This window comes from Pirellulales bacterium, assembly GCA_035939775.1.
Classification (GTDB): Bacteria; Planctomycetota; Planctomycetia; order Pirellulales; family DATAWG01; genus DASZFO01.
Map to the genome: position 1 here is coordinate 39,346 of DASZFO010000378.1, position 10,873 is coordinate 50,218.

The 10,873-nt window shown below is 62.5% G+C and carries 5 protein-coding genes; all 5 read right to left on the reverse strand.

From position 1 onward, the window contains the following. Window position 1 precedes the first annotated feature (1 nt). Window positions 2–2,119 (reverse strand): hypothetical protein, encoded by a 2,118-nt coding sequence (locus VGY55_25100; protein ID HEV2973269.1) that lies wholly within the window; start codon window positions 2,117–2,119, stop codon window positions 2–4. A 253-nt stretch (window positions 2,120–2,372) separates the two neighbouring features. Further along, complete coding sequence (locus VGY55_25105; protein HEV2973270.1) at window positions 2,373–3,329, reverse strand: C-terminal binding protein; 957 nt, start codon at window positions 3,327–3,329, stop codon at window positions 2,373–2,375. A 139-nt stretch (window positions 3,330–3,468) separates the two neighbouring features. Next, window positions 3,469–6,753, reverse strand: a complete 3,285-nt coding sequence (locus tag VGY55_25110; GenBank protein ID HEV2973271.1) for a UvrD-helicase domain-containing protein — start codon at window positions 6,751–6,753, stop codon at window positions 3,469–3,471. Continuing rightward, window positions 6,750–9,632 carry a PD-(D/E)XK nuclease family protein gene (locus VGY55_25115; protein ID HEV2973272.1) on the reverse strand — a complete coding sequence of 961 codons (2,883 nt, stop codon included), beginning with the start codon at window positions 9,630–9,632 and terminating at the stop codon, window positions 6,750–6,752. Before VGY55_25115 ends, VGY55_25110 begins: the two co-directional genes overlap by 4 nt. A 521-nt stretch (window positions 9,633–10,153) precedes the next feature. Then, a complete protein-coding gene (locus VGY55_25120; GenBank protein ID HEV2973273.1) occupies window positions 10,154–10,507 on the reverse strand; it encodes a helix-turn-helix transcriptional regulator in 354 nt (117 codons plus the stop codon). Window positions 10,508–10,873: the final 366 nt, after the last annotated feature.

Genomic DNA, 10,873 nt, shown 5'->3' on the forward strand with positions numbered 1-10,873 from the left:
GTCAATCCCCGTCTTTCAATCCCAGGCGGGCCAGCCATCGCCCGCGCGTCGGCTTCTTCCCCGCGTCGTTCCCGGAGCCGGCGGTCGAGTCTCCTTCGTTGACCTGCTTGGCTCGCTCCGCTTCGTAGGAGGCCAGCTTTTCCTCGACCTGGGCGCGGTCGCGAGTGATCTTGGCGCGCTCGACCGAGATATCGATCTCGGCTTGCCGGAGCTTCGATGTCCATTCCTCTTGGAGTTCTGCCAGCTTCCGGCGTTCTTGCTGAATTAGCTCGTCTTGATCGAGCACGCCGGCAATCGCGGATGCCCCGACGGCGACCGAGCCGATACTGCCGCTCTGTTGCGAAAGGAGCAGCTTCAGTTCGGCGAGTTCGTGGTCTTTCTGCGCGATCACCTCGTTGGTCATCAGGATCGTGTTCTCGATCGTCGCGCGCTCGGCGGCCTTCTCCGGGCTCGAGTCGGCGTCGGCCTCGAGCGACTCGATCATCTGTCGCTTCATCATTTCCCAGTTTGGGCTGTCGCCGGCGACGGCGACGGCGGGGCGCGCGCCCGCTGATTTCAGCCCAACTAGCGCTTCCTCAAGTTCTGCGTTTTTCCGCTTGAGGCTCCGCACGTCTTCAACGGCCATCTCGAAGCGCCGCTGCAATTCGTCCTGTTGTTGGAGGTCGCCTTCAGCCGGTTTCGATTCCGCATCGGCCAGCCGCGCGATCAGCGCCTCGCGCTCGGCACGGAGTCCTTCCAGTTCGCTTTGGTCGGCGGCGCCGGCGTTGGAACGCTCAGACAACTCGCGCTCGGCGCATTGATGGGCCGCGGACAGTCGTTCGTGGGCATGCAGCAATTCGTCGTAGGCCTGTTGAAGCTGGCTGTCTTGTTCGCGCAGCTCATCGAGGGAGCGTTGCAACGCGGCTTGGGCTTGTTCGAGGGCGGCCTGGCGTTGGCGCAGCTCATCGATGGTCTGTTGACGCTCTAGGTTGGCGCGGCAGAGCGCTTCGTATTCCTTTTGCAGCGTCTCGCGCGATTGCCGCAATCCGGCAATCTCGCCGGCGGTGCTTGCCGCCGCAGCCTGGGCCAACGCCAACTCTTTCGTGAGCGCATCCAACTCACCGCGCAGACGATCGGCTTCTTCCGATCGCTGTCGGGCGAGCTGTTGCTCGCGGGCTTCCAACTGCCGCTTGGCCGTGTCGAGCGCGGTCTCCCTTTCCGCTCGGTCGCTCTGGTGCTGGCGGACATCTTCGCGATGTTGAGCGAGCTTCGCGTCCAGCTCGTCTGAAAGGCGCCGGAGGTCCTCGCGGTCGTGACCGAGCTTCTGCTCGAACTCGGCCTTTTGCTTTCCAAGCTCCTCGCGATCATGGACGAACTTTGCTTCCAATTCCGCTTTTCGGCGGCGGACTTCCTCGCGCTCGTGATTGAGCCTTTCTTCAAGATCGGCGCGTTCGCGTTGGAGTTGCTTCGAAGCTTGATCGAGGCTCTGCCGCTGACCGGCTTGAAGCAGCTCGACGTCGTGACGGAGCCGGTCGAGTTCGCGCTGCTGCGAAGCGCGCTCCGCTTTGAGTTCCTGGGCTATTCTGCGGCGCTGGGTCTTCGTTTGCTCGCGAAGCAACTCGAGCTGATCGTGCTCGTAGGCCAGTCGTTTCTCCAGTTCCGCGCAATGAGCCTGACGTTTGGCGATCTGCTCGGCTTCGACGCCGTGTTCCTCTCGAGCCAGCTTCAGGTCGCGTTCGGCCTGACGGAGCTTGTCCTCCGCGGCGTCGATCTCGGCTTGCCGCGCGTGCATCTGCTCCTGTTTTCGGCAGAGTTGCGCGGCGGACTCGCGCTCGGAGGCCAAGCGGCGCTCATGCTCGGCCAGCTCCAGCTTCGCGCGATTCAGTTCTTCGGTTTGACGGTTGAGAAGTTGTGCTTGCTCGTGCAACTCCTCGCTGGGGAACTCGGCTGCGGGGTCCGTTGCGACACCCGCCTGCGCGAGTGCCTCGAGCTGGGTGGCCAGGTGAGTCTCGACGTTTTCGAGCCGCGCCCTCTGGGCGGCTAGCAACTCCTCGACCCGCCGTCGCTGGCGATCGATCGATCGACCGGCGCTGCTCCCCCGATTCTTCGCCGGGCTGGCCTGAGATACTTGCTCTTCCATGGTTGCCAATGCAGAAGAAAAACGGAATTGCCGGTCGATCGCGCGAAGCGTCTCCGCGCGACGACAGTCGAATGGCCTACCGCCGAAAAAAGATGGGAAGACAATGTGCCTTATTTTCCTATACGTCACGGGGGCGGCCGGGTCAAAGACCGCGAGACGCGGATTGACGACGGGAGCGGTTTTGACGGTTTTACCGAGCGCGCGTCGCTCGGAGAATGACAGGTTGACCCGGTGGCAACATGACCGGGCCCTATCATCCCTTCTGGTTCACCACGTTCTCCGGCATGTCGCCGGCGAGCGCGGCCGCCACCTGCCGGGCGGCGCGAGTGCGGAGGTTTTCGAGCGACTCGATCGAGACGAACGCGGCGTGCGGCGTGACGATCACTCGCGGATCGTCGTAGGGGGGTTGGCTCAAGTCGGGCGGTTCGGGGTCCTGCACATCGAGCGCCGCGCCGGCCAGCCGACCCGCGGCGAGCGCCGCGGCCAGCGCGTCGGCGTCGATCAATCCGCCGCGAGCCGTATTGATGAGATACGCGGTTGGCTTCATTCGCGCGAGTTGATCGGCCCCGATCAAGTGCCGCGTCTGCGGCGTGAGCGGCAGATGCAGCGAAACGTAGTCGCTCCGTTGGAGCAGCTCGTCGAGCGGGCACCACTCGACCTCGTCGAGCAAGACGGGGCGAGTGCGCCCGGTCGCGAGAATTCGCAGCTTGATCGCAAGCGCCTTTTCGGCTAGTTTTCGTCCGATTTGGCCGAACCCTACGATCCCCAGCGTTTGACCTTCGATTCGGCGAAGCAACGGGCCGGCCTGCAATCGATACTGCCCGCGCTTCGTCTCGCCATGATAGTACGCGATTTTGCGGGCGAGACCGAGCAGCAATGCGAGCGCATGCTCGGCCACTTCTGTCAAGCAATAGTCCGGCACGTTCGTGACAATCATCCCGCGGCGGGTGGCGAACGCGACGTCGATATTGTCCAGCCCGATTCCCAATCGCGCGACGATCCGGCATTTCGGCGCGGCGGACAGAACCGTCTCATTCACGCGCGCCCAATTCGTCATGATCGCGTCGGCATCGGTCGCCTGCTTTGCCAACGAGGCGGCATCGCTCTGTTTCGCGATGACCAGTTCAGCATCCACTTCGGCCAGAACTCGCCGTTCGATCTCCAGATCGGGCCACGCATAATCCGTAAGCAGAACTTTATATTTCGGCATCGATGTAAGGCACGCTGCGCATGCCGTCCTGGAGAGCCAATGTTTTCTTCGGCACGCACCGCGTGCCATAACTAACTGCAACGGGGCCGTCGCCGATCGCTCCAGGTTAAACGATCCAATTGAAACCTCAAGCCGCGTTTCACGCGATGATTTCGATCGCGCCTGGTTCGACGAACAGCAGCCGCGCCGAGATTCGCTCGAGCGAAAGTGCGGTCAGCGCCGACATCGCGCCACGGTAGGCTTGAATCTGCGGGCGGTAGAAACCGACTCGCTCAATAATCGCAGCTTCATCGCTCACCGCATCGGTCTTAAAATCGAGGATATCGACCGCGACCAGCCGGTCGCCGCGATAGAACCTCGTCACGCGGTCCACCATGCCAAACACCAGCGAATTCTCTTGGCGAACGACAAACGACCACTCACGATAGAGCTTCTTCGTCACGCTGTCGCCCGTTAGCTCGGCGCACACGTCCGCGGCGAAACCCAGTGTCGCTGGATCGAATCCCTTCTCGGATAGCGCGGCTGCCACGACTGGCCGCTCGAGCATGGCTCGAAAGCGCTTGATCTCCGCGGCCAGATCGATCTCGGGCGTCGCCAGCCTGGCCGCCAGCCGCAACAGATCGGCATCGCCGGGAACGCCGTCTTCGAGCCAGCCAATTCGCTCAAACCAGGCATGGACGATCGATCCTCGCGTCATTCCGGCGACGGATTCCAAACGCAGATGGCGTCGGAGATCGACCTTCCCGGCTCCCTCCATTGCGGACGGGGTTCGGTAGTCGAGCCCTCGGCGACGCCGGCTGCCGGGGCGAAGTTCGAGGTGCAGATTCTCGACGAGTGGCGCAGCAGTGCGTTGATCCATCTCCTTTCCCTTTGGGAGAGGGTTAGGGTGAGGGGATGTGGCGATCGACCGTGATTCGCCCTCACCCCTGTTCGACAAGCTCACGGCAGGCTGGCCCTCTCCCGGAGGGAGAGGGAGGTTTTCAGAATCAGCCGCCCACCTTGCATCGCCGTGCCGGTAGAGCGTCGTCTCCGGCTCGGCCGCTTTTCCTCCGGCCAGCGCGCCGCGGAGCAGGCCCGCGTAGGTCTTGGGCCAGGTCTTCTCGTTCTGCCGCGACGGGGCGATGATCATATCGAGCGCGTGAACGGCGCGGGTCATCGCTACATACAGCACGCAGAGAGATTCGTTGACGATTTGATTGGGCCACTCGGCAAACATGCGACGGAACTCGGCGGGCAACAGCCTTTGGACGGTCTCGCCTGTGTAGCGGCAGACGCGGCGAATCGGTTCCAGCGCCGTCGGGCGATCGACCACCACACGCGGCGTTTGACGCCCCTTCAAATTCACGTCCAGCTCGGGCAGCACGACGAAGTCGAACTGCAAGCCTTTCGCCTGGTGGACCGTCATCACGCGGACCTTCGCGGCCGTCGGATCCTCGATCCGCCGCGAATTGACCTCGGCGATGAATTCGTCGGTGCGGCGGATTCGCCCATCATCGAGAGCGTACGCCAATTCGACCAATTGCAAGAGGCGACTCAAATCGCGAGGTCCGCAGAACGGGGCCAGTGACTTGACCCAATCGTAAATCGTTCGTCCGTAGCCGTCTGACGCCAACCGTTCGCGCATTTCAAGCGCCAATTTCCCGGCCAAGGCCTCATCGTCGAATCGCTCGAATCCCACGGCCGGGCCTAGCGGCGACGCAGCCACGTGGAATCGGGCCGCCGTGTCCCCAGGGTGATCGGTCAGCTTGAGGAGCGAAAGCACGAGTTGCACGGCGACGGAATCCGTCAGCGGATTGCCTCCTTCTTCGCTCGCGAACACCTTATGCTTGCTGCGCAGCTCGAAAATCATTTTCGCCACGACCTCGTTCCGCCGCACAAGAACCCCCATCGTGCGCTCGGGATTCTGACGAGCGATCTCGGCGACGTGCCGGGCCGCGAATTCCAGCGTGACAATCCCTTGCTTCTCACCTTCTCTGGCCGCGGGCGCGACAAGCAATCGGCATCGCCCCGCCAATTCAGTTCGTGCGGTCGTATGGTGCGCAAAGCGATTCGCCCACGCTTTGGTTACCTCGGGAAACCCATCGACCGCCGGGTTGGCGGCTAGATCGGAAAAGACGCGATTGACCGTGTCGATCACGACTTGCGCCGAGCGATAGCTTTCGACTAACGAACCCTGGGCCACGCCGGAAAGTTGCGTGACGGCGGAATCGAAGATTTCCGCGACTCCGCCGCGCCAGCCGTAAATTGCCTGCTTCACGTCGCCGACGCAAAAGAACGATTGACCGCCACCAGGCGCCGTCACGCGCCGGGCGAACGGAAGCAGCACTTTCCATTGCGCAAGCGAAGTGTCTTGGAATTCATCCAACAGTAAATGCGACACGGGTCCGTCGAGCCGATAAGCCAAGCCGTCCAAGTGCCGCTCGGTAAACGCGTCGGCCAGAATCCGCGTCACGTCGTCGAACCGCAGCACTCGCCGCGCCGTCTTGAGCCGCTCGTACGCCGCGTGAAAATGCGAAAGCATCCGCCAGGTCCCTTCCGTCTGGTCCGCCAAACGCGCGACGAGGACTCCGCGGGCGTGCTCGATCAGCGGCCGATAGGCCTCGGCCACGTGCGGCTCGATGATTTTTCTCGAATAGGTCTCAGCGCCGGCCGAAATCGCGCAGGCAAGTCCTTTGCTCAGCAGCACGTCCCAATCCTGCCGGTCGGCGTTGGCGAGATCGCTGATTCGGGCTTTCTCGAAGTTCTTGTCCGCAAAGGCAGGCAGGGTGGCCAATTGGGTGAGCGCGTCGGCTAGCGCGGTGGCATCCAAGCGCGGCGGTCGGCCGAGAGTCGCCCAGGCCTCCGGCGGAGCGTCCAGAAAGACGTCGTGCATCGCATCGACGGCGTCCATGATCTGCCGCGTCACCGAGCGCGTGGCCTCGCCCTTGCTCAACAGATGCACGAGCCGCACGCAGTCGTTCGAGTCCGTCTTTTCGAGCAGCTCTTGAATCGCCTCCTCGCGCAATCTCCGGTCCTCGAGCGTTTCGACGATCCGCCAACCGAGCGGCAGACCGAGTTCCAGGTTGAAGCTTCCGGCCATTTGCACGAAGAAGCTGTCGAGCGTGCCGATTTGCAGCCGGTGCAACTGCTCGACCAGACCGCGCAACATGCGCGTGCATTCCGCCGGATTCATGTTCGAGCGGCCCAACTGAGGAGCGAGTTCGGCCAGTCGCGCGGCGTCGTCAAAGGCTTCCGCCAACCGAGTCAACACCCGCTCGAGAATCTCTCCGGCGGCCTTGCGCGCAAACGTGGCCGCGAGAATCTGATCGGGGGAATGCCCAGCCGCCGTCAATCCCAGATAGCGGTTCGACAGTTGAAATGTCTTCCCCGTTCCCGCCGATGCGCGGATGACGATGTGCGGAAAGGCGTTCTTGGCGGCGGTCATTCGGCCTCCGGATCCGGATCGCCGGCCGTGCGGCCGGCAACGCCGAATTGATCGTCCTGGCAAATGGCGGCGAACTCCTCAAAGAAATCCGGCGGCGAAGCGGCCATCGGGAATTGGCCGAGACGGATCCCGCGCACGACCTCTTCCGCCATGCGATCGGCGGCGGCCAACTCCTCGGCAGTCCACGCGGCCAGTTCAAACCCGGTCTTTTCAAGAGCTTTAGGAATCAGCACGTAACCCAACTGCACGTCGCCGTTGATTTCGAGCGCTTTGACGAGATGCCGATAAAGCGGCAATTGCAGATCGACCCATTCTCCGTGCCGCCGATGCACGGCGTCCGGCGTTTTCGCCGTTTCGGAAGACTTGTAGTCGAGCACCGCGTGCCGGCCGTCACGCTCGTTGAAATCGAGGCGATCGATGCGGCCACGGAGATAGACCGGCACGCCGTCGACCGGAAACGGCGCCTCAACGTCCAACACGTCGCGCTCGACGACTTTGATCTTCCATCCATCGCGGCGCCACGCCGCTTGTCGGACGGCGAACTCCGCGAGTCGCAGCTTCAGCAATTCAATCTGAACTCGCACCGCGGGCATCGGCGATTCGCCGAACTGCCGCGCTTGCAATGTGCCGAGAGTCAGGAATAGCTGCTGGCGGATTTCCTCGGGCGTCTCGGAGTCGCGCACGGGGTCCTCGCCGAACATGCGCAAAACGTCGTGCAGCAGCGTGCCAAACTGGCCGCCGTCCAGCTCGGGCGCCGAGTCGTCCAGCGCCCGCAATCGCAACCGGTGTCGCAAGTAGTAGCGATAGGGGCAGGCAAGATAATCTCGAAATTCGGTGACTTTCAAGGATTCGATGTCGCCCGGCGACGAGTCGATGGCCGGAATCGGCAGCGCCGAATCCTCGCGCCCGGGCCGCAACCCAGCGGCCAGCACCCTGCGTCGCCGAACTTCGCTCGGTCGCCGGAACAGCGCGACGGTTCGCCGGGCTAATTGGCTGTCGTCGCAAGCAAAGAGCAACCTGCTGGGAATCAGCGGACCGCCGTCGGCCGACCGCCGACCGGCAATGATCCGCAGCTCGGCTCGCGATGCCCCAAGCAGGGCCAGGGCATAGGCGTCGCGGGCATACCTCCGCTGGTCGTCTTCCAGACCCAGCCGCCGGCGCAGCGAGTTGGGCAGGAATCGGTCGCCACTTCGCGAAGCTGGAACGATTCCTTCGTTGAACCCCGTGACGATCATTGCCGGGGCGTCGTTCCAAGGCAATTCCAGCCAGCCGAGCAACTCAATTGCAGCCGAATCCGAGCGCGGCGGGATCGTTCCTCCTTCCAAACCGCGGAGCACGATCCGCAGTGCCTGAGCGCCGGTCACGAGCGGCGAAAGCTTTTCCGGAATCGCAACGTGCGCCTTGAGCACATCGAGGATCTGCCGGCAGGCAACGAGCACGGTCCGATCCGCCTCCGTCTTTTCGTCCATTGGCCGGCCGCCAAAGACCTGACTCACGATTTCGAGCGCCGGCTGCGCCCACTGATCGAGTGGCTGCGGCTTTCCGCGCAGCGGCGCCAGCAATCCGGCAAGCGCCCCTTGAACTCGTCGCACGACGTGCAGTGAATCCTCGTCGAGCGGCCAATTCTCTGGCACCCGCGCGGGCAAATGAGCTGAGAAATAGGCATCGAACGAAGCGAGCCAGTCGCGTTCCACCCTTTGGTCGCGGAGCCAGACCGCAACGGCCGGATGCCGCACGAGCGACGCGAGATCGCGAAACCGGCCGTGCTCCAAATAATCGGCGGCTTCGGCCAACAGTTGGTGCGGTCCGCTCCGTTCCAACGGCGCACCAACACTATAGCGCACGGGCAAGCCCGACTCCTCAAGCCGCTGATCGACATAGGGCGCAAGCCGCGTGTCTGGCACGCCGATCACGATCTCTTCGGCTGAGTAACGTCCGTTGAGCGCGGCGAGAGCGCGGATCACGGCATCGGCCTGGTCCGCTGGCCCGTCGGCGATCTCGATTTGCTTGTCGGATAGCGGCAATTCCATGTCCTGCCACTGCTCCGGACGTAAACCGCCGTGCTCGTCGAATCGTCCCGCAAGTTCGGACGGTGCGAATACCAGCGCCGTCGCGCGCTCGGCGACTTGATCGAGCATCCGCCGCTGAGCCCGATTGAGATCGACCAGCCCGATGAGCACGATCCGTTTGTTGGTGCGGCATTCGCGGTGATCGATCGCGTAGAGCCGCGCGGTTTGCTTGTCCCAGAGCTGCAACTCATCGAGCAGCCGCAAATAGCGCCGCTCCAAATCGGCGAGCAGCTTCCACCGCTCCGCCTCGTTGAAGCCGTCACACTCCGCGGCTTTCTCGAGGACCGCCGCGCAATCGACCCCGTCGGCCGACAACTCGCAGTGGAGATCGGCGAGCATCTTCCCCAGCGCTAGCCACGCCGGCAAATCATCCGTGCCGGGCAGATTGCGGACCAGCGGGGCGAGTTGCTCGCTTTTCATCCCTTGCAGTACCTTGACCCACGCCAGTTGCTGCACAAGATCGGAGGCGAACGGATGCTTTGCCTCATAGAGCAACTCGGGCAGGCTGCCCGGAGTGACGATCTGCGGAGGTGCGAGAACCAGCCCCCGCTCGGCAGCTTCTTCGACCAGCAATTCGAGCAACCGCCGCCGCGCCTGACCGCCCGGCAAGCAGACGATCACGTCGCTCAGATCAAGGTCGCCCTTTCGAGTTCCCTCTCCCTTTGGGAGAGGGTTAGGGTGAGGGTGCCGCGTCTCTACCTCTCGACTCCTCTCTCCGCCATGCCAAGTCGCAAATCTCTCTACAAACCATCGCGCAGCCTCAGGCAAGGCGGGTTTCGACCAATCGATCAACTCCATTTCGATCGGCATCGCCGGAGCCGCGTTCGAGAATGCGATCAGCCACCTGGCATGTACATACCTACAGGCTATCGCGGCTTCCCGCGTTTCACAAGAGCGAGGCCAAGGCTTGCCTCACTTCGTCGCGCGCCGTTCTTTCAAAGTGCTTTGGCCTTCGGCTTTTCACGCTGCGCAGGCTTGACAAATCGCCCGCGTCTTTCCGAGGGACGCTTCGATTTGCGTACGCGACGGCCATAGTGGGTTGAATTCTGATCGCCGCATCGAGATCTTGGCGTGCGCCCTTCGCATCTCCCAAATCCATTTTCGCGCTACTACGATAGAAATAGGCCGCTACGCTCTGGGGACAGAGCCGAATTGCCTCATCGAACTTCGGGATGGCGTCCTTTGGCCGATGTGAGTTGAGCAGCGCGCTTCCGCGCTGAATCGCGGCAAGAGCTTCATCTGACTCGGCGTTGTTCTTGACCGAGCAACCGACCAGCCCGCCGACTGCGAGAATTACTGCGACGGCACGATGCAAAGCGCTGCATATCATTTCACTCTCCTTGCTGCGTTTCCGCGGCTTCCAATGCGCGGACGATCTTTTTTACCGTTATGACATTGGGCGCGTGCTTCGCATGTTCGAGGCGATTCAGGGTCTCGACGCGCACGCCAGCTCGATTGGCCAATTCAACTTGAGAAAGCCCCGCGGCTCGGCGGCGACGGAGTATCTTGCGCGCTAGAACCACGCGCGCCGCTTCGACGGCTGGATAGTTTCCGTGCGCATCCGCGGCAGGTAGCGGCGGCTCAGTCGAGTCGCTCACTTTCGTCCGCATTCGTTCATAGACAGCTTCGGGAAGAATCACGTATCGCTGACCCGCCAACGTCACGGTCGTAATCTGATCGTTCATCCGCTAATCCTCGTAAAAGCTGAACTATCCGTTGCGCTGGCGTCCGTGTCAAGATTCTTGACACGGACTCCGCAGCCGCTCTTTCACGATTACTTTTCGGCTCAGAGTCCGTATCAGGAGGCCCGTGTATGGCAATTATCTATGGCGCGATAGCTGCGTAGATTGTACAACTTAGGCAACAGCGGTTTCGACTTTGTTTCTGCAAGGAGGAATCATCATGGACCCATTGCCCAAGTTGGATCGGGAAGCGTATCGCGAGCGGATGCGTGCGGAGGTGGATCGGGTACTGAAAGAAGTGGCGGATGCCATCGACGAAGCGCCGCGGGGCCGAGTGATTCGCGACAGTGAGGAGCGGGCTCGGGACGC

Coding starts and splice junctions, on each gene's coding strand:
- VGY55_25100 (HEV2973269.1), bottom strand. CDS start 2,119: ATGGAAGAGCAAGTATCTCAGGCCAGCCCGGCGAAGAATCGGGGGAGC.
- VGY55_25105 (HEV2973270.1), bottom strand. CDS start 3,329: ATGCCGAAATATAAAGTTCTGCTTACGGATTATGCGTGGCCCGATCTG.
- VGY55_25110 (HEV2973271.1), bottom strand. CDS start 6,753: ATGACCGCCGCCAAGAACGCCTTTCCGCACATCGTCATCCGCGCATCG.
- VGY55_25115 (HEV2973272.1), bottom strand. CDS start 9,632: ATGCCGATCGAAATGGAGTTGATCGATTGGTCGAAACCCGCCTTGCCT.
- VGY55_25120 (HEV2973273.1), bottom strand. CDS start 10,507: ATGAACGATCAGATTACGACCGTGACGTTGGCGGGTCAGCGATACGTG.